General features: G+C 72.4%; 13 protein-coding genes. 9 read left to right on the top strand and 4 right to left on the bottom strand.

From position 1 onward, the window contains the following. Positions 1-224 precede the first annotated feature (224 nt). From ADL05_RS03900 to ADL05_RS03875, 6 genes are all read left to right on the top strand, one after another. Positions 225-1,895 (top strand): ABC transporter substrate-binding protein, encoded by a 1,671-nt coding sequence (locus ADL05_RS03900; RefSeq protein ID WP_053615462.1) that lies wholly within the window; start codon positions 225-227, stop codon positions 1,893-1,895. A 201-nt stretch (positions 1,896-2,096) separates the two neighbouring features. Then, entirely contained in the window at positions 2,097-3,101 is a 1,005-nt protein-coding gene (locus ADL05_RS03895; RefSeq protein WP_053615461.1) for an ABC transporter permease, read from the top strand. Further along, positions 3,101-4,123 (top strand): ABC transporter permease, encoded by a 1,023-nt coding sequence (locus ADL05_RS03890; protein WP_053615460.1) that lies wholly within the window; start codon positions 3,101-3,103, stop codon positions 4,121-4,123. Before ADL05_RS03895 ends, ADL05_RS03890 begins: the two co-directional genes overlap by 1 nt. Then, positions 4,120-5,187: an ABC transporter ATP-binding protein gene (locus ADL05_RS03885; protein WP_053615459.1), complete on the top strand. Its 1,068-nt coding sequence runs from the start codon at positions 4,120-4,122 to the stop codon at positions 5,185-5,187. Before ADL05_RS03890 ends, ADL05_RS03885 begins: the two co-directional genes overlap by 4 nt. Continuing rightward, the gene (locus ADL05_RS03880; RefSeq protein WP_053615458.1) at positions 5,184-6,314 is read left to right on the top strand and encodes an ABC transporter ATP-binding protein; all 1,131 of its coding nucleotides are present in this window, start codon (positions 5,184-5,186) and stop codon (positions 6,312-6,314) included. Before ADL05_RS03885 ends, ADL05_RS03880 begins: the two co-directional genes overlap by 4 nt. Positions 6,315-6,516: 202 nt before the next feature. Continuing rightward, on the top strand, positions 6,517-7,341 hold the full coding sequence (locus ADL05_RS03875) for an LPXTG cell wall anchor domain-containing protein (protein ID WP_053615457.1): 825 nt from the start codon (positions 6,517-6,519) through the stop codon (positions 7,339-7,341). A gap of 46 nt (positions 7,342-7,387) precedes the next feature. On the opposite strand, the gene ADL05_RS03870 is transcribed toward ADL05_RS03875, so the two are convergent. Together ADL05_RS03870 and ADL05_RS03865 are read right to left on the bottom strand one after the other, a co-directional pair. After that, positions 7,388-8,266, bottom strand: coding sequence for a hypothetical protein (locus ADL05_RS03870; RefSeq protein WP_053615611.1), 879 nt, complete (start codon positions 8,264-8,266; stop codon positions 7,388-7,390). Positions 8,267-8,613: 347 nt separating this feature from the next. After that, on the bottom strand, positions 8,614-10,464 hold the full coding sequence (locus ADL05_RS03865; RefSeq protein WP_053615610.1) for a hypothetical protein: 1,851 nt from the start codon (positions 10,462-10,464) through the stop codon (positions 8,614-8,616). Between the two features lie 294 nt (positions 10,465-10,758). Here ADL05_RS03865 and ADL05_RS03860 point away from each other — a divergent pair, with 294 nt between their 5' ends. After that, positions 10,759-12,183, top strand: a complete 1,425-nt coding sequence (locus ADL05_RS03860; RefSeq protein ID WP_053615456.1) for an aldehyde dehydrogenase family protein — start codon at positions 10,759-10,761, stop codon at positions 12,181-12,183. 165 nt (positions 12,184-12,348) lie between these two features. On the opposite strand, the gene ADL05_RS03855 is transcribed toward ADL05_RS03860, so the two are convergent. Together ADL05_RS03855 and ADL05_RS03850 are read right to left on the bottom strand one after the other, a co-directional pair. Next, a complete protein-coding gene (locus tag ADL05_RS03855) occupies positions 12,349-13,404 on the bottom strand; it encodes a serine protease (protein WP_053615455.1) in 1,056 nt (351 codons plus the stop codon). Positions 13,405-13,558: 154 nt separating this feature from the next. Beyond that, positions 13,559-15,226: a CocE/NonD family hydrolase gene (locus tag ADL05_RS03850; RefSeq protein ID WP_082376082.1), complete on the bottom strand. Its 1,668-nt coding sequence runs from the start codon at positions 15,224-15,226 to the stop codon at positions 13,559-13,561. A gap of 272 nt (positions 15,227-15,498) precedes the next feature. Here ADL05_RS03850 and dxr point away from each other — a divergent pair, with 272 nt between their 5' ends. Both dxr and ADL05_RS03840 read left to right on the top strand, forming a co-directional pair. After that, a complete protein-coding gene (gene dxr / locus ADL05_RS03845; RefSeq protein WP_053615454.1) occupies positions 15,499-16,704 on the top strand; it encodes a 1-deoxy-D-xylulose-5-phosphate reductoisomerase in 1,206 nt (401 codons plus the stop codon). 27 nt (positions 16,705-16,731) lie between these two features. Beyond that, the gene (locus tag ADL05_RS03840; RefSeq protein ID WP_053615453.1) at positions 16,732-18,087 is read left to right on the top strand and encodes an RIP metalloprotease; all 1,356 of its coding nucleotides are present in this window, start codon (positions 16,732-16,734) and stop codon (positions 18,085-18,087) included. Positions 18,088-18,149 lie beyond the last annotated feature (62 nt).

The raw sequence follows: 18,149 nt of genomic DNA, 5'->3' as shown, positions 1-18,149 counted from the left end.
TTTCTGCGCGTGCGCGGAAAGTGACAGGGGTATCGCGCGGCCGTTGGTCGTGATAAGGCCGCGCAGTTGTACACGATGCCGGGAAACGCCATCTATGGATCCCGGCACAGAACTGAAACGGTTGTATTAATACCCAGTCGTCTATCTTCACACCGGGACCGCGTTCGGTCTAGGGTCCACTCAATCGACGAGGGCCACACCCCCGGCCCGCATTGAGGTGGACCATGCTCAGGAAGTCTTCCCGAAAGCCGCTCGCCCTCCTGGCGGCGGCTACCTCACTCGCGCTGGTCGCGACAGCGTGCGCGGAGAGTACGCGCGAAGGGGGTGACGGTGCCGACTCCTCAGAGCCCTTCGTGTTCGCGGCCGCGGGCAGCATCAGCACCCTGGACCCCTTCCTCACCAGCGATGGTGAGACCTACCGATACAGCCGCCAGGTCTTCGAGACCCTGCTGCGCCACGAGTCGGGCGGCAGCGAGATCGTCGGCGGGCTCGCCGAGGACTGGGAACAGTCCGAGGACGGAACCGAATGGACGTTCCACCTTCGTGAGAACGTGCAGTTCCACGACGGCGACGCCCTGAACGCCGAAGCCGTCTGCGCGAATTTCGACCGCTGGCACAACCTCACGGGCGGTTACCAGAGTTCCAACAACTCCTACTACTGGCAGTCGGTGTTCGGCGGCTTCGCGGAGAACGAGGACGAGGACATCCCCGACTCGCGGTACGTTTCCTGCGAGGCCCAGGACGAGCTGACCCCCGTCATCACCATCACGGAATACTCCTCGATCTTCCCCGGCGGATTCAGCCTCGCGGCGTTCGGACTCATGAGCCCGTCCACCCTGGAGGCCATCGCCGACCAGGAGATCACCGGCGAGGAGGGCAACTACACGCTCCCCGAGTACAGCCAGGTCGCCGGGACCGTGGCCGGGACCGGGCCCTTCACCGTCGAGGAGTGGGACCAGGACCAGGACGAGGTCACCCTCCAGCGCTTCGAGGACTACTGGGGCGAGCCCGCGGGCTTCGAGACCATGCTCCTGCGCGCCATCCCCGACGAGACGGCCCGCCGCCAGGCCCTGGAGGCCGGCGACATCCACGGGTACGACCTCGTGGCGCCCGCCGACGTGGAACCGCTGGAGGCCGCCGGCTTCCAGGTGCCCACACGCGACGTGTTCAACGTCCTCTACATGGCCTACCAGCAGGAGGCCAACGAGGCGCTCGCGGACCTGGAGGTGCGCCAGGCCCTCGCGCACGCCGTCGACCGCCAGCGCATCGTCGACACGATCCTGCCCGCGGGCGGCGAGGTGGCCACGCAGTTCCACCCCGACACCCTCGACGGCTGGTCGCCGGACGTGCAGACCTACGACTACGACCCCGACCTGGCCGAGGAGATGCTCGCCGACGCCGGCCAGGAGGACCTGACGCTGGAGTTCTGCTACCCGTCCGACGTCACCCGCCCCTACATGCCCGCGCCGCGTGACATCTTCGACGTCATCTCCGCGGACCTGGAGGCGGTCGGCGTGACCGTGGAGCCGGTCACCTACGAGTGGGCCGACTACATCCCGCGCACCAACTCCGGCGAGTGCCCGCTGTACCTGCTCGGCTGGACCGGTGACTACAACGACGCCTACAACTTCATCGGCACCTGGTTCTCCGGCTACAACAGCGAGTTCGGCTTCCGCGACGAGGACCTGTTCGAGGCCATGGCCGAGGCGAGCGGCAACCCCGACGACGCGGAGCGCGTCGCCGCCTACCAGGAGCTGAACAACCAGATCATGGACATCCTCCCGGGGCTGCCCATCTCCAGCTCCCCGCCGTCCATCGCCTTCGCCGAGAACGTCAACCCACCCGCGGTCAGTCCGCTCACCCAGGAGAACTTCTCCGAAGCCTCCTGGAAGTAGGGCACCAGCCCCCGACAGGGCCCGGCCGGTCCACACGACGGCCGGGCCCCTCCCTGCACGCGGATCCGCGTGCCGCCCGGCGCCCGCGGGCCATCCCCGCGGACGACGGGCCGACCCACCACCCTCCCCGACGACGCCCGCCCCATCCCGGCGGAGGCGTTCGCGTCCCATCGTTCTCACCACTGACGAAAGGCGGCGAAGGTGCTGCGATTCATCGTCAGGCGAGTTCTCCAGCTGATCCCGACCCTGGTCGGACTCTCGATCCTGCTGTTCGTCTGGCTGCAACGGCTTCCCGGCGGTCCGGAGTACGCCCTCCTCCCCGACGACGCGACCGATGAGCAGCGGGCCTCGCTCCGGCGCTCGCTCGGGCTCGACGAGCCGCTCACGGTCCAGTACCTGTCCTTCCTGCGGCGCATCGCCCAGGGCGACCTGGGCACCTCCATCGCCAGCGGTCGGCCGGTCCTGGAGGAGTTCCTGACCCGCTTCCCCGCCACGTTCGAACTCGCCGTGTCGGCCATGGTCATCGCCGTCGCGGTCGGGCTGCCGCTGGGCTACCTGGCCGCCCGCCGGCGCGGGACCGTGCTGGACTTCGCGGCGGTGGGCGGATCACTGGTCGGCATCTGCACACCGGTGTTCTTCCTGGCGTTCATCCTCAAGGTCGTCTTCGCCGAACGGCTCGGACTGTTCCCGTCGGCCTTCCGCCTCTCCCCGGGGCTGGACCGCACCAACCTCAGCGGCTTCGCCGTCCTGGACGGGCTGCGCACCGGCGAGTGGGACGTGGTCGCCGACGCGCTCGCCCACCTGGTGCTGCCGGGCCTGGCACTGGCCTCCATCCCGCTCGCGGTCATCGTCCGCATGACGCGGGCCAGCGTGCTGGAGGTGCTGGAGGAGGACTACGTGCGCACCGCCGACGCCAAGGGCCTGCACCGCAACACCGTGCGCACCAGGCACGTCATGCGCAACGCGATGCTGCCGGTGGTCACCGCCATCGGACTGCTCACCGGAAGCCTCTTCGCCGGGGCGGTCCTCACCGAGAGCGTGTTCGCCTTCCCGGGGATCGGATCGTTCATCTACTCGGCCACCCAGGAGCGCGACTACCCCGTGCTCACCGGGTTCATCCTGATCATCGCCACCGTCTACGTGTTCATCAACCTCCTCGTGGACATCTCCTACAGCCTCCTCGACCCGAGAGTGCGGGCCCAGTGATGACGACGCCACCGAGTTCCCAGAACCCCGCCGGCACCGGGACCAGGGGCGGGGCCGCGCCCCTGCTGGGGCGCAAGGCCGCCAAGGTCGACCGGCTCGCCGAACTCATGGGAGAACGCGGCGACGACGGCCACGGGGCCGGCGTGTGGCGCGAGGCCTTCCTGCGCATGCGCCGCAGCCCCATGGCCATCTCCGGTGCCGTCATCGTCACCGTGTTCGTCCTCGTGGCGCTCTTCTCGCCGCTCATCGCCCCCTACAGCCCGACCGCGCAGACGTGGGGCGCGGAGGTCTTCCCCAACCGCAACGTGTTCGTCGGTCCGCGCGCGGAGAACCTGCTGGGGCTGGACAACCTCGGCCGCGACCAGTTCTCCCGGATGGTGATCGGAGCCAGGCAGACCCTGCTGGTCGGCGTGGTCGCCACCCTCGTCGGCTTCTGCGTCGGCGCCCTGCTGGGCGGTTCGGCGGGAGCCGCGGCCAGCCTCGGCGGCGCCTGGGGCCGCCGGTTCGACAACGTGGTCATGCGCGTCATCGACATGATGCTGGCGCTGCCCACGCTGCTGCTGGCCGTCACCGTCGCCGCGCTCATCGGACCCAGCCTGACCACGGTCATGATCGCGGTCGGCGTCGCCCAGATTCCCATCTTCGCCCGCCTGCTGCGCGGCGCCATGATCTCCCAGGGCTCCCGCGACTACGTGCTGGCCGCCCAGGCGCTGGGCGTGCGCAAGCGCCGCATCGCCCTGGCGCACATCCTGCCCAACTCCATGGGCCCGGTCATCGTCCAGAGCACCCTCACCCTGGCGACCGCCATCATCGACGCCGCGGCCCTGTCCTACCTGGGCCTGGGCAACCCGGACCCGGCCTTCCCCGAGTGGGGCACGATGCTCGCCGACGCCCAGCGGTTCCTGTCCAGCGCGCCGTCGCTGGCCGTGTACCCGGCGCTGGCCATCATCGTCACCGCCCTGGGCTTCACCCTGCTGGGTGAGGCGATGCGCGAGGCCCTCGACCCGAAGGTGAGGAAATGACCATGAGTTCCAGCACGCCGCTGCTGACGGTGGACGAGCTGTCCGTGGTGTTCCACCGCCGCGGCGCGGACGACGTCCGGGCCGTGGACGGGGTCTCCTTCACCCTGGAGGAGGGGCGGGTCACCGGCCTGGTCGGCGAGTCCGGCTGCGGCAAGAGCGTCACCTCGCTGGCCCTGATGGGACTGCTGCCCTCCCGCGGCCTCACCGTCGGCGGATCCGCGCGCATGCGGCTGCCCGAGGGCGAGACCGACCTGCTCGCCCTGTCGCCGCGCCGGATGCGCGACCTGCGGGGCGCACAGCTGGCGATGATCTTCCAGGACCCGCTCAGCTCCCTGAACCCCGTCATCCCCATCGGCCTCCAGGTCACCGAGATCCTCCGGCGCCACCGCGGGCTGCGGGGCTCGGCCGCCCGCAAGGAGGCCGCCGACCTGCTGCACCGGGTGGGGATCCCCGATCCCACACGGCGGCTCCGGGAGTACCCGCACCAGCTCTCCGGCGGGATGCGCCAGCGCGCCCTGATCGCCATGGCGGTGGCCTGCCGGCCGAAGCTGATGATCGCCGACGAGCCCACGACCGCGCTGGACGTGACCATCCAGGCCCAGATCCTGGAGCTGCTCAGGGACCTGGTCGTGGAGGAGGGCACGGCCCTGCTCATGATCACGCACGACCTGGGCGTGGTGGCGGGCCTGTGCGACGACATCAACGTGCTGTACGCGGGACGGGCCGTGGAGGCGGCGCCCCGGAGCCCGCTCTTCGCCGAGCCCACGCATCCGTACACCGTCGGGCTGCTGGGCTCCGTGCCGCGCCTGGACGCGCCCCGCGGCGAGCCGCTCACGCCCGTGCGGGGGTCGGTCAACGACAACATCGCCTGGGCGGACGGGTGCGCGTTCGCGCCCCGGTGCGACCACTACACGATGGAGTGCCTGCGAGGGGCGCCCGAGCTCGTGCACGCGACCGGGGAGCACGCGCACCGGTGCGTGAACCCGGTCGGACACGCGAAGGCGGCGGACCGCGCCGTACAGGAGAGCCCGGCCGCGGTCGGCGACGAGGAGGCACGCGGATGAGCCTGCTGGAGATCAGGGACCTCAAGGTCCACTTCCCGATCAAGCGCGGTGTGGTCTTCGACCGCACGATCGGCCACGTGCGCGCGGTGGACGGGGTCAGCCTGACCATCGAGCGCGGCCAGACCTACGGGCTCGTGGGGGAGTCTGGCTGCGGCAAGACCACCCTCGGCCGGGCCGTGCTGCGGCTGGTCGACATCACCGAGGGCCAGGTGGTGTTCGGCGACCGGAACCTGGCGGACCTGGACACGGAGACGATCCGCCGGGAGCGCCGCCACCTGCAGATGGTCTTCCAGGACCCGCTCGGCAGCCTCAACCCGCGCCAGAACATCGGGTCCATCCTGCTGGAGGGGCTGCAGGCGCACGGCATCGGCGGCCCGGGTGAGGAAGAGGACATGAGCCCGCGGGAGCGCCGCGCGCGCACGCTCCAGGACCAGCGGGCCCGCGTCGTGGACGCGCTGGAGCGGGTGGGACTCTCCGCCAAGGCGCTGTCCCGCTACCCGCACGAGTTCTCCGGCGGCCAGCGCCAGCGCATCGGGATCGCCCGCGCCCTGGTGCTGCGGCCCGACCTCATCATCTGCGACGAGCCGGTGTCGGCGCTGGACGTGTCGATCCAGGCGCAGGTGCTCAACCTCCTGGAGGGGCTCCAGAAGGAACTGGGCCTGACCTACCTGGTCATCGCGCACGACCTGGCGGTGGTGCGCCACGTCAGCGACGTGGTCGGCGTGATGTACCTGGGCTCGCTCGTGGAGGAGGCCTCCGGCGACGACCTGTACGAGACGCCGATGCACCCGTACACGCGCTCGCTGATGTCGGCCGTGCCCGTACCGGACCCGGAGGTGGAGGACGCCCGCGAGCGCATCCTGCTGGCGGGCGACCTGCCCTCCCCGGCCGCGCCGCCCCCGGGCTGCCGCTTCCACACCCGGTGCCCCTGGCGCCAGGAGGAGCGCTGCGACACCGAGCGCCCGGAGCTGCGCACCGTGAGGGGCACGCACAAGGTGGCCTGCCACTACGCCGAGCAGATCCTGTCCGGGCAGATCCGGCCGAACGAGGAGTACGCCAAGCGCATCGTGCACGGCACCGGTACCCGCCCGGGGACCGGCGCAGGGGAGGGGCCCGACACGGCGTGAGGCGCGGGCGGCGGGGTAGTCCTGGTGAATCCGCTGGTCACGGGCGGTCATGAGAGAACGGCCCCGTTGGTCACCATTTCGCATCTGTCCTGATGTGTGGCTACTGCTACTCGTGGGAAAGAAGGTAGTTTTTGCTTCGTCCCGTACACAGGTGACCGGGTGCCCCCGCCCACTCCGGCATCACGACCAGCAGGAGTCCCCTGTGACCCCCATCTTCGTTCCGCGTGCCCTGGGCGCCCGGCTCCTGGCCGGCGCCGCCCTGACCGCCACGGCCGTCCTGGCCGGGCCCGCCCTCGCGTCCGCCGGCACCCTGCCCGCCTCCCCTCCCGGCGACAACGGCACGGTGAAGATCCACTCGCCGAGCACGCCGGAGGAGGACAACCGGAACGTGCCCAAGGTCTGCGACTTCCAGATCGTGGCCTTCGGATTCGACGCCGCCCAGGAGGTGGACTGGGAGATCGTCGTCCAGGGCGGCGGCAACCCGCACGACGCCGAGCCGGTGCTCGACGGCACCCTCGTCCTGGACGGCGAGGGCGAGGGCAGCACCGAACTCCTGGACCTGGAGAACGGCCACTACCACCTGAACTGGACCTTCGAGGGCCAGCACGGCAAGGCCAAGCAGAAGGTCTTCAAGGTCCGGTGCGAGGACGAGGAGCCGGAGCCCACCGAGGAGCCCCAGCCCACCGGGGAGCCGACCGAGGAGCCCACGGAGCAGCCCTCCGAGGAGCCGACCGAGGAGCCCACCACCGAGCCGTCGGACCCGGGAACCGAGCCCACCGACGAGCCGACGGAGCCCACCGAGCCCACGGACGGCGCCACGGACCCGGCCGAAAGCGACGAGCCCACGACGCCGGCCGACGAGAGCGGAACCCCCGATGGTCCGGGCGGCCTCCCCGTCACGGGCACGGCCCTGGCCGGCCTGGTGGCCGCGGGAGCCGTGGCGGTCGCCGGCGGTGGCGCGGCCGTCTACTTCACGCGCAAGCGCCGGAACAGCCCGGCGGAGCCGGGTGAGCCCACCGAGGGCTGATCCCCGGAACCCGTACCGAGGGGGCGGCGCCGACGGCGCCGCCCCCTCACGCGTCCCGCAGTTCCCGGCACACCCGCAGCAGGCGCTCGCGCAGGTCGGCGCCGCGCTCGGCGAACGCGCTCTGGGCCGCCATGTACTCGGCCTTGCCCTCCGCCGTCTCGATGCGGACCGGCGGATACCCCCAGTCGGCCAGGTCGTAGGGCGAGGCCCGCATGTCCAGTACCCGGATGTCCTTCGACAGCTCGAAGCAGTCCACCACCAGCTCGGACGGTACGGCCGGGGCGAGTTTGTAGGCCCACTTGTACAGGTCCATGTTGGCGTGCAGGCACCCGGGCTGGTCCAGGTCGGACTGGGTCTCGCGGGTGGGCCGCAGGGTGTTGAGCGGCCTGGCGGGCTCGGTGAAGAAGCGGTACGCGTCGAAGTGCGAGCACTGGACGCGGTGCGACTCCACCACCCGGTCCGTGCCCGCGTGCCCCAGCCGCAGCGGGACCTGGCCGTGGCGGACCTCCGTGGTCCGGTACACCATCGCCCATTCGTGCAGCCCGAAGCAGCCCAGGTGCGCCGGACGCGAGGCCACCGACTCCAGCAGCCGCTCGACGAACCCCAGCACCGGCCGCGCGTCGACGAAGGCCCCGGCGTCCAGCACCACCGCGCCGTCGGCCTCGGTGTAGAACCTCTCGTCCAGCCGGACGCGGGCGCCCTGGCCCAGCAGCGCCGTCCCCGCACCGGGGTGCCACCTGCGCAGCTGGGACGGCTTGAGGTTGTAGTAGGTGAAGAGGAAGTCCTCCACCGGGTGGCGCACGCCCTCCCGGCGCCGCCGCAGATGGTCGGCGACCAGCGCGTCCACGCGTGCCTCGTGCCGGTGGGCGCGCTCGCGCCACTCGGCCTCGGCGAGCGCGTTCCTGGTGATCGTCACGGCCCCCAGGGTAGGCGGCGTGCGGCCCCGGCCGGACCCGGACGTGTGCCGGGCCGCCCGGAGCCGCCCGGAGCCCCGCGGGAGCCGGAGGCAGGGGGCGGGAGGGGCGGTCACGTCCCGGCGCGGTAGGCGCGGGCCCGGATCCCGTACAGCTCGGCGTAGCGCCCGCCGAACGTTCGGAGCGAGACCTCATCGTGTGCCTGCACCAGACGGAGGACGGACCTCCGTGGCGAGAAGCTCCATCGACGCCACCGAAGCGCTCGCGCGCGTTGTCGACGGGAGACCCGCCCGTGCGGGAGCGGACACGACGCGGCGCGGGGCGGTGGTGGGGCGCCGAGGCGGGCTCGGGGCGGGCGTCAGTTCGACTGCTGGACGGGCAGGTGGCGTCCCAGGTAGCCGATGTAGACCCGGTTGGTCGTGCCGGGTCCCAGGTGGGGGTAGAAGTACAGCCGGGGGCAGATCCCGTACTCGATGTCCAGCTTGATGTGCGCGTACATGGGGACGCGCCCGCTCGGCTCCACCTCGGTGGGGACGCGGAACAGCCGCTTCTCGTTGAGCTTGCCCCGGTTGCGCACGTAGTCCGACTCCTGGGAGGCCAGCCGCTTGACCGGGATGACCTGGTAGCCGTCCGGGGTCTCGCGCAGGTAGGAGTGGAAGCCCAGCCCGCTGCCGGGGTTGTCGAACTGGTAGCGGGCGTAGTCGTTCAGGGCCAGCAGCGCCTCCCACGCGCGGGTGACCCACAGGGTCTCCTTGCGGCTGTCCTCCAGCTCGTGCACCGTGTCGTGGTCCTCGATGGTGAAGAACAGGTGCGGCAGGGCGCTGCCGTCGGTGATGCGGTCCAGCAGCTGCCGCACGGTCACCGGGGGGCGCTGCTGCGGGTCGCGGGGCGCGGGGGTGGCGGCCAGCCGGAACAGGCCCTCCTCGCGGATGCGCTCGCGCAGCCAGCGCGCCTCGAAGCGGGCGGCGCGCAGCTGCTCGCGCGCCGTCTCGACCTCCTCGGCGAGGTCGGCGGTCTCGGCGAGCAGCGCCTGGCGCTCCTCGGACAGCTCCGCGATCCGCGCGTTCTGGCGCCTGACCTCCTCGCGCAGCCGCTGGGTCAGCTGCTCCTGCGCGTCGCGCTCGTGGACCGCGGCGAGGCCGCCGCCGGCCGTGTCCCCGGAGGGGCGGCGGGCCGAGGGCACGCGGCCCTGGTCGTCCGGTCGGCCGTGGCCGGCCCCGCCGCCGTTCCGGCCCGGGTCGGCGGCCGGCCCGCGGTCCCTCCGGCTCAGCGCACGGAGCCGCAGGTCGGTCGTCTCCTCGGCCAGCAGCGCGTCCACCGCGGCCAGCGGAGCGGGCAGGCCCGCCGCCAGGGCGGTCTCGCGGACCCGTCGTGAGAGGGCCGCGCCCACCCAGTTGCGGATGCGGTCGCCCTCCCGCGCCGTGTCGAGCGTCGCGGGGCTCATCCGGGGATGGCGCGCGTGGTCGCTCTCGTCCGCCACGTCCACGGCGGGTAAGAACGTGCGGACTCCGCCCGTGGGGATGTCCAGGCCCCGGGGCAGCAGGGCGCCCACGCGCTCGATGGCGGCGGCGTCGAGCACGTAGCCGGCGCACATGCCCGTGGACCTGGCCAGCGCGCCCGCCATGGCCTCGCGCCAACCGGCGACGGTGACGTCGCGGGGCGTGCCCGTGGCCACCACGGCCAGGCGGCGGTCGGGGGCGCGGATCGCCGACACCAGCGTGTCCACCAGCGCGTCGTCGCGGCCGCGCACGATCCGGGGGCCGGCCGGGAGCGGTTGGGCGCCGTCGCGCGCGGCGACCTCCTGCAGGAGCATCCGCGCGGCCTCGGGCGGCATCACGTCCAGGCGCGGCTGGTCCGCGGGGGACTCCTCGCGGGGCGCGGGGTCGACCGCCATGTCGATCCACAGGTGCTGGCCGGGGGAGAGCTCCGGGTCGACGACCACCGAGGCGGTGGTCCGCCAGACCCCGTCCGGCTTGTCGGACTCGGTGGTGAGCCGGAGGAAGGCCAGCCCCTCCTCGGGGTTGTCGTGCCGGACGACGAGGGCGCGGGAGCGATTGCTCAGTTCGTAGTGGCCCGAACAGGTGAAGTCCACGCGTGCGCCCGAGTTGCCGCGCTTGCTCAACCAGCGCGAGAAGACCGCAGACGCCGCGGCGACGAGGTCACCGTCGTCCTCCGGGACCGAGGCGAGCGTGCGGTACACGAGCGGCAATGAGCACTCCAGGGCGTTGTCGGCGAACCGGGGCACGGCTCGTTTGTGCTGGCCGAACCCTCATCCACCACTCTGGATGAAGGACAGCGCTCACGCCAGTCGGTTGACCCGAACAACCTGTGCGCGTCTTCGGCGCCGTCGCCACACGGCGGCGACCACGGGCACGCTACCGGTGCCGACCGGGGCCGGTCGCCCCCGCGCACCGCGGTCCTGCGCCAGTGTGGCCAATTCCCGTCACGGTGTTGGCAATCGTGGACAAGGCGGACCCCGTCGGCGGGGGCTAGCGTCACTGCCATGTCTACGCGCCCGTTCTGGCTGGCCGGCACCGCCGCGACCGGCGACACCGAGATGACCGTCGTCAACCCCTACACGGGTCGGACCGCGGGTACGGTCGCCGTACCCTCCGTCGCCCAGATCGAGGAGGCCGTCGCCGCCGCGCACGCGGTCTCCGCCGAGGCCGCGGCCCTGCCCGCGCACGTGCGGGCCGACGCCCTCGACCACGTCTCCCGGCGCCTGGCCGAGCGCGCCGAGGAGATCGCCCAGACCATCACCGCCGAGAGCGGCAAGCCGATCAAGTGGGCGCGGGCCGAGGCCGGCCGCGCCGTCTCGGTGTTCCGCTGGGCGGCCGAGGAGGCCCGCCGCGACAGCGGCGAACTCCAGCGCCTGGACACCGACCCCGGCGGTACCGGGCGGATGGCCCTGGTGCGCCGGGTGCCGCAGGGCCCGGTCCTGGGCATCTCACCGTTCAACTTCCCGCTCAACCTGGTGGCGCACAAGATCGCCCCGGCCATCGCCGTCGGCGCGCCCATCATCCTCAAGCCCGCCCCGGCGACGCCGATGACCGCCCTGCTCCTCGGCGAGATCATCGCGGAGACCGCGCTGCCCGCCGGCATGGTGTCGGTCCTGCCGATGCCCAACGACCGCGCCGCCACCCTGCTCACCGACGAGCGCCTCCCGGTGATCTCCTTCACCGGCGGCCAGTTCGGGTGGGAGCTGCAGAAGCTCGCCCCGCACAAGCACGTCACCCTGGAGCTGGGCGGCAACGCCGCCGCCGTCGTGCTCGACGACGCCGACCTGGACTGGGCGGCCGGACGCGTGGCGCTGTTCGGCAACAACCAGGCGGGCCAGGTGTGCATCGGCGTCCAGCGGGTCGTGGTCACCGACGCCGTCCACGACGAGTTCGTCGCCCGCCTGGTCGACGCGGTCGAGGCGCTGGGCGTGGGCGACCCCGCCGACCCCGCCACGGACGTGGGCCCCCTGGTCGACGAGGCCGCGGCCGTCCGCGTGTCCGCGTGGATCGACGAGGCCGTCGCCGCGGGAGCCAAGCTGCGCACCGGCGGCACGCGCGACGGTGTCACCGTGGCGCCCACCGTCCTCACCGACGTGCCCGCCGACGCCAGGGTCGTGCGCGAGGAGGTGTTCGGGCCGGTGCTGGTCGTCCAGCGGGCGGCCGACACCGACGAGGCCTTCGCCACCGTCAACGACAGCGATTTCGGCCTCCAGGCGGGCGTGTTCACCCGGGACCTGCGGACCGCCTTCCGCGCCCACCGCGAGCTGGAGGTCGGCGGTGTGATCATCGGCGACGTGCCGACCTTCCGCGCGGACCAGATGCCCTACGGCGGTGTCCGCAAGTCGGGCGTGGGCAAGGAGGGCGTGCGCTCGGCGATGACCGACCTGACCTACGAGCGGGTCCTGGTGCTCACCGGCATCGACCTGTAGGGCGTTCGCGGGCCGGTGTCCTCCGGGGCCGCCGTTCCCCGGGGGTCTCCTGGAGAACACCGGCGCGCCCCGAACCGGCACCCTGGGGCTCAGGGCGAGCTGGACGCCCACCCCTCACCCCCGGTGGCCCCGGTGAGCGGGGCCACCGGGGCCGGCGGGTTGGGCTTACAGGCGCTCGGCGTGCTCGAACACCTGGCGGGCCGCGGACCCGAGCCGCGGCCCGTACTGGACGCTCCTGTCGTTCGCGTACTTGAAGCTCACGACCGAGGAGATCGTGCCGCGGCCCGTCCCCGTGTCGAAGCCGGAGAACCACGGGCCTCCGCTGGATCCCTGGGTCATCGTGCAGCCGACGCCGTTGGCGGTCGTCCCGCCCGTGTCGGGCACGGTCCGGCCCGAGCAGTAGTGCAGGTCACGGCCGTCGAACGGGGAGGCGGCCGGGTACCCGAACGTGTACACCTGCACGCCGTCGCGGACGCGCTCCTCGGTCCAGGTGTCGAACGCGATCCGCTGGGCGCCCACGGCCCCCTGCACGGACCGGCCGTCCCGGGTGTTGAGGACCGCCATGGCGAAGTCGTAGCTGTCGTCGGCCTCGCGCTCCCACTGCGGCGCGACCAGCAGGTCGCGGGCGGTGTAGCGGCCGTGCGGCGAGGCGCCGTCGGCGTACCCGGGCACGAACGCCCAGTTCTTCGCCCAGGAGCCCCGGCCGTCCTTGGCGCAGTGACCGGCGGTGACCAGGGTGCTCCGGTTGTCGGAGTCCACGACCGACGCCGAGCACGTGAAGTCGCGCCCGTCCATGGTGAGGAAGACCTTGCCGGTCGTGCGGGTCACCAGGCCGCCGGCGGTCCAGCGCTCACCGGTGCTCTCGGGATGCGGCGCCGCCTGCGGCTCGGCCTCGGCCCGCTCCGCCCGCTGCGAGAGCTGGAGGGCGTCCTCCACGAGGTCGACGGCGGCCATGCTGATCGGCTGCGCCGCCGCCATGCGGTCGATGGTCCAGTAGTCGAGTACCGCGCGGCGCTCGGCCTCGGTGACGGCGGCCGCCTGGTGCGACACCCCGTCCGCGTGGGAGAGCGCCTCCCGGTCGGGGGCCTCCGCGGTGGAGGACACCGTCCGGGTGAGGGCGGAGGCGGGTGAGGGAAGCCGCTCGGCGGCGGCCGTTCCGCCGACGAGGACCGCGGCGGCGGCGAGGCAGGCCAGGATCTTGGGAGTGGTGGGCACATTCATGCGCCCGATACTTGCATACTTTGAGTGACCCAAAGGCTACTTTGGGTTTGTGTCCGTCGATCCTGGGAACGAGGCGGCCGGACGGCGCGGCGGGAGTCGCGCCGCCCGACCGCCGTCCGGGGGCCGGCACCGGTCGGGGGCGGGTCGGGCCGCGTCAGGCGAGCGGGATCGTGACCTGCGACGGGGCCTGCTCCGGAGACGTCACCGTGACGCGGTCGCCGATCCTGCTCTCACTGTCGTAGCGGTAGTCCTTGGAGTCCACCACGACCGCCAGGCGGTGCCCCGCGGGCACGTCCCACACCACCGGCTGGAGGTCGGCGCGCACCGTCACGGGCTCGCCGGGCACGGCGTCGCGCAGCGTGTGGGGCGTGTGCGACACCAGCGACCCGTTGCCGTGGCCGTCGATGGCGTACAGGTACACGAACACCGACTGGTCCGGCGCGGTCGGCGTCAGCGTGAACACGGCCTCGGGCGTGCCCGCCACGCGCGCGCCGTCCGGGAGGCGCGGGCTGGTCCACACGGCCGACCGGTAGCGGTCGACCAGGGGCAGTGACACCCCGGTGGGCACGTCGAAGAACTGCTGGAGGGCACCGGAGAGCAGCACCGTGCCGCTCTGCGCGGTCGTGGCGATGCCGGTGCGGAAGCGGTAGTCCCAGTCGGTCGCGGGCTCGGGTTCCATGTCCCCGCTGCTCTGCCAGCGGAACCAGTGGGTGCTGGGCCGGTCCAGGTAGTAGGTCTCGGTGGAGCCGGTCACCGACGGCCAGTCGGGGTGGGTGGTCCACTCGCCGCGCCCGTTGTTGGGCCGCACGTGGACCGGGTGCTCGGTGGCGACCGCGTTGGCCTCGCCCTTGAGGTGGTGGTCGAACCAGTCGCCCAGGGAGGCCCAGATCTCGTTGGGCAGGCCGACCGCGCCGAACGCCTCCTGGGTGGCGTGGTCGCCGGGGGCCAGCATCAGCCGTTTCGGGCCCTCCAGCGCCTCGTAGAAGTCGGTGATCTGGCCGGGCGGGAAGATGCCGTCGTTCCACGCGTTGGCGAGCATGACGGCGGTGCCGTTGGCGTTGATGTCGTCGACCTTGGTGGCCACGGAGCGGTCGGGGGCCATGTCCAGCGCCGGCTGGATGTTCCCGTCGCGGTACTCCCGCTCCATCTCCCGCAGGCTCTCGCCAGGGCGGCCGGTGAGGTGGCCGGCCAGCAGCAGCAGTTCGGCCGCCTGCTCGTTGACGGTGGCGTCCGGGTACAGGGAGGCGGCCAGGTCGGTCCACCCGCTGAGCGCGGCCACCGCGCGCACGCGGTCGTCCTCGGCGGCGGTCAGCAGGCTGATGCCGCCGCCGTAGGAGATGCCGCCCATGCCGATCCGCTCGGGATCGGCGTCGGTGTTCTCCAGCGCCCAGTCGATGACGGCGCTGGCGTCGGCGCGGTCCTCGGGGCCGGCCACCTCGATCTCGCCGCCGGAGTCGTAGAAGCCCCGGGAGGTGTAGGCGATCACCTGGTAGCCCGACTCGTGGGCGAGGCGGTGGGCGGCGCCGACGTAGATCAGGTTGGGGGTGCCCCAGGCGGAGGGCATGACCAGCAGCGGGTGCGGGCCCTCCACACCGGTGGGGGTGAACACCTTGGCCTGGAGCTCGATGCCGCCGTGGCCGGGGATCGTCTCGTGGGTGACCGTCGCGCCGACCGACGCGGCGGCGGGTGCGGCGGGCAGGAGCACGGCCGCCAGCAGGGCGGCCAGGACGGCGGAGAGCAGGCGCGCGAGGGTGCGCGCGGGCCCGTCGGCGGCGGGCGGGCGGGGATCGGGCACGGGGATGGGGGCGGGCGCGGAGGGCATGGGGCGTGACCTCGGGGGTGGGGGACGGGGGAGGGGGAGTCCCGAGGGCGTCGCGCCCCGCCGTCGGGAGGTCGGTTGCTTAACTCGTCAGTAACCTACTCACGGGTCAAGTTAGGTGACCACCGCCGTCTTGTAAAGACCCCTTCCGCGACGGTCCGGAGCCGCTTCCGGCCGCCGCCCCGGGGCCGACCGCGCTCGTCCACAGGCCGTCGGCGGGAACCGCCCGGGTGCGGAACAATGAGGACGTGCGAGAAGAACAGCAGCGAACAGTAGTGATCCTCGGCTCCACCGGATCCATCGGGACCCAGGCCGTCGACATCGTCCAGAGCAACCCCGGGCGCTTCCGGGTCGTCGGGCTCGCCGCGGGCGGCGGCAGGGTGGACCTGCTCGCCAAGCAGGCGGCCGAACTCGGCGCGGCCACCGTCGCGGTCGCCGACCCCGACCGCGCGGGCGAACTCGCCGCCGCGCTGTCGGTGCACGGCAGCGACGCCACCGTCCTCGCCGGGGCGGACGGTGTCGCCGAACTCGCCGGATCCGCGTGCGACGTCGTCCTCAACGGCATCACCGGCGCGCTGGGCCTGGAGTCCACCCTCGCCGCCCTGCGGGCCGGCCGCCGGCTCGCGCTGGCCAACAAGGAGTCCCTCATCATCGGCGGTCCGCTGGTGCGCGAGCTGGCCGCTCCCGGCCAGATCGTCCCGGTCGACTCCGAGCACTTCGCCCTGGCCCAGTGCTTCCCCTACCTGCCCGAGGGCGAGCTGGGCAGCCTCGCCCAGGGCCACGTGCATGCCCGCCGCGACGAGGTGCGCCGCCTGGTCGTCACCGCCAGCGGCGGGCCCTTCCGCGGCCGCACCCGCCGGGACCTGGCCGACGTCACTCCCGAGGACGCTCTGCGGCACCCCACGTGGAGCATGGGCCCGGTCATCACCGTCAACTCCGCGACCCTGGTCAACAAGGGGCTGGAGGTCATCGAGGCCCACCTGCTGTTCGACATGCCCCTGGACCGCATCGACGTCGTCGTGCACCCGCAGTCCATCGTGCACTCGATGGTGGAGTACGTGGACGGGTCCACCATCGCCAAGGCCAGCCCGCCCAGCATGATGATCCCCATCGCCTACGGCCTGGGCGCTCCCGACCGGGTCCCCGGGGCCGCTCCCGGCCTGGACTTCACCGCGGCCCAGAGCTGGACCTTCGAGCCGCTGGACCACGAGGCCTTCCCCGCGGTCCGGCTGGCGTGCGAGGTCGGCGCCGAGGGCGGGACCGCCCCCGCGGTCTACAACGCCGCCAACGAGGAGGCGGTCGACGCCTTCCTGAAGGGAAACCTCGCGTTCCCGGCCATCATGGACACCGTGGCACGGGTAGTCTCGGACCACCAGCGGGCGGGGCAACGGGGGCCGTCGCCCTCGGAGCTGACCCTGGACGACGTCTACGCCGCTGACAGCTGGGCCCGGGCCCGCGCGCACGAGCTGCTCGGGGGTTAGGACCCACACCGGCTTGAGGAGAGATGCATGGTCCTGTCGATGACCGTGATCGGGATCATCCTGTTCGTACTGGGTCTGCTGTTCTCGATCGCCTGGCACGAACTCGGCCACCTCTCCACGGCCAAGATGTTCGGCATCAAGTGCACCGAGTACATGGTCGGTTTCGGCAAGACCCTGTGGTCCGTACGGCGCGGGGAGACCGAGTACGGCATCAAGCTCGTCCCCCTGGGCGGCTTCGTGCGCATGGTCGGCATGCTGCCCCCGGCCCGCCGGACCGCCGAGGACGGGGACCGCAAGCTCTCCCGCTGGCGGGCGATGGCCGAGGACGCCCGTGAGGCCTCCTACATCGAACTGGGGCCCGAGGACCAGGACCGCCAGTTCTACCAGCGGGCGCCGTGGAAGCGGCTGATCGTCATGTTCGCCGGCCCGGCGATGAACGTCGTGCTGGCCGCGATCCTGCTCGGCGTGCTGTTCATGGGCATCGGCGTCCCGCAGAGCACCACCACCATCGGCGCGGTCAACGAGTGCGTGGCGCCCGTGGGCAGCTCGGCCACCGACTGCGAGGGCCTGCCGCCCACCCCGGCGGCCGAGGCCGGCCTGGAGCCGGGCGACGTCATCGTGTCGGTGGACGGGGAGCCCACGCCCGACTGGAACTCCGCCAACCAGCAGATCCGGCAGTCGCTGGGCAGCACCGAGGTCGTCGTCGAGCGCGACGGCGAGCGGCGTGCCCTGGACGTCGACATCATCGAGAACGAGCTGCCCGCCCGCGACGCCGAGGGCGAGATCCTCTACGAGATCGACGCCGACGGCGACCCCGTCTACGACGACGAGGGCTTCGCCGTCTACCGCACCGAGACGGTGGGCTTCCTCGGCATCATCTTCCTCAACGAGCGCGCGCCGCTCACCCTGGGCGAGTCCGCGGCGGAGATGGGCGGCATGCTCGTCGCCGTCGGCGAGGCCCTCATCGACCTGCCCAGCCGGGTCCCGGAGGTGTTCGCCGCCGCCTTCCTGGGCGAGCAGCGCACCCAGGACTCCCCGGTGGGCATCGTCGGCATCTCCCGCATCGGCGGCGAGATCATGTCGCAGGGCCTGCCGGTCGCCGACACCGCGGCGCTGATGATCCAGATCCTGGCCGGGGTCAACCTCTTCCTCTTCGCCTTCAACATGCTGCCGATCCTGCCGCTGGACGGCGGACACATGGCGGGCGCGATCTGGGAGTGGATCAAGCGCGGCTGGGCGAGACTGACCAAGCGGCCCGACCCGGAGCCGGTCGACGTGGCGATGCTGACACCGGTCGCCTACGTCGTGGTCGCCTGCTTCCTCGTCTTCAGCGTGGTGCTGTTGATCGCCGACGTGGTCAACCCGGTCAGACTGTTCGGTTAACGGCGGTGAAACCGGCGGGGCGACTTCGGAGGACCTGCCGGTCGGCCCCGTCGGTGCAGGTA

It is taken from the genome of Nocardiopsis sp. NRRL B-16309 (assembly GCF_001279585.1).
Classification (GTDB): domain Bacteria; phylum Actinomycetota; class Actinomycetes; order Streptosporangiales; family Streptosporangiaceae; genus Nocardiopsis.
This window is presented reverse-complemented; position numbering and strand designations above follow the sequence as displayed.